This window comes from Mesorhizobium sp. M7A.F.Ca.CA.001.10.2.1, from assembly GCF_003998575.1.
Lineage (GTDB): Bacteria > Pseudomonadota > Alphaproteobacteria > Rhizobiales > Rhizobiaceae > Mesorhizobium.
The window spans coordinates 1-469 of record NZ_RZQY01001343.1 but is presented as its reverse complement, the minus strand read 5'-3'; the positions used below and the strand labels follow the sequence as shown (position 1 = coordinate 469).

General features: G+C 67.2%; 1 protein-coding gene. It reads left to right on the top strand.

All coding sequences use genetic code 11. The features are described from left to right. Positions 1 to 469, top strand: a 469-nt coding sequence (locus tag EN964_RS36985) for an MIP/aquaporin family protein (protein ID WP_164776614.1), incomplete at both ends; no start/stop codon positions are given.

The window sequence follows — 469 nt, the reverse complement described above, 5'->3', positions numbered from 1 at the left end:
CCGCATCGTCGCGGAAGCCTTGGGAACCGCGCTGCTCGTCGCGACCGTGGTCGGCTCCGGCATCATGGCCGCCCGGCTGACACACGACGTCGCCGTTTCGCTGCTCGGCAACACGCTGCCGACCGGGGCGATCCTCGTCGTGCTGATCACGATACTGGGACCGATCTCAGGGGCGCACTTTAATCCGGCCGTTACGCTGGTGTTCGCGCTTCGCCGCGAGATCGAGGCGAACGCGGCGCTTGCCTATGTCACCGCCCAGGTCGTGGGCGGCATTGCCGGGACGTTTCTGGCCCATGCCATGTTCGAACTGCCTATCCTGCAGGCCTCAGCGACGGTGCGGACCGGAACCGGGCAATGGCTCGCGGAGGCAGTCGCCGCCTTCGGCCTTGTGTTCACCATCCTGGCAGGCTTGCGCTTCCGCTCCGACGCGATCCCGTGGCTTGTCGGGCTGTACATCACCGCCGCCTAC